At 34.1% G+C, this 789-nt stretch carries 1 protein-coding gene and 1 pseudogene; both read left to right on the top strand.

Translation table 11 applies throughout. From position 1 onward, the window contains the following. Positions 1–533, top strand: a pseudogene (locus tag B0186_RS11080) (hypothetical protein); the annotation flags it as partial. A gap of 9 nt (positions 534–542) precedes the next feature. Beyond that, positions 543–734, top strand: coding sequence for a hypothetical protein (locus B0186_RS11075; protein ID WP_078219491.1), 192 nt, complete (start codon positions 543–545; stop codon positions 732–734). Positions 735–789: the final 55 nt, after the last annotated feature.

Genomic DNA, 789 nt, shown 5'->3' with positions numbered 1-789 from the left:
CTAGCTCATACCCAAATGCGAGAGGTGTATTTAATCTAGGTGAGTTTTTATCGCAAGATAATGCTTACGGAAAAGCTGCAATGGGCGCAATTTCTCAGAGTGGTTGGGCGACAGGGATTGGTAAAGCAAGTCGGTACTTGAAAAAGACGCCTGTTATTGGAAAGGTAACTAACTATGGAGAGCCAACAGCTACTTTTAATCTTTCAAGTGGTGCTGAGAATGCTGCACTGTATCCGAGGTTAAAATCAAGTTTAATTGGAAAAGAAATATCCGATGGGCATGCTTTTTCTAAACATGTTATTAAACAAGGTGAATTTAAAAATATGAATATTTCAACTAGAGAAGAATTTGAAAAGCATATTGAAAATGTTGTTAACAATTATACCTCATTCAAAGAATTATCTAATGGGAGAAGTGCATATTGGCATGAGTCTACAGGAACAGTTGTTATTAGAAATCCTAAAGCAAAAGACGGTGGCACAGCATTTCAGCCTAAAGATGGTCGAAAATATTTTGATGAAAAACTAAAATAAGGAAATTATATGAAATTGGTAGAAAAAAAATCAGATGATGTTTTATTACTATTGACTCAAAGAGAAATTCAGCTAATAACAAGTGCATTAGGAGAGATTTCTAATATATTGGATGTGGAAGATTGCGAAACAAGAACTGGTTATAATTTAGATAACTTTGAAAGGTTATTTTATGAATTTAATGTTATTGATGATCGGTGATGATGTACTAATCCTCAAGCGAAAGGGCAAGTAACTATTTTTACAGAGCGTCCTG

The organism is Canicola haemoglobinophilus (genome assembly GCF_002015075.1).
Classification (GTDB): Bacteria; Pseudomonadota; Gammaproteobacteria; order Enterobacterales; family Pasteurellaceae; genus Canicola; species Canicola haemoglobinophilus.
This window is presented reverse-complemented; position numbering and strand designations above follow the sequence as displayed.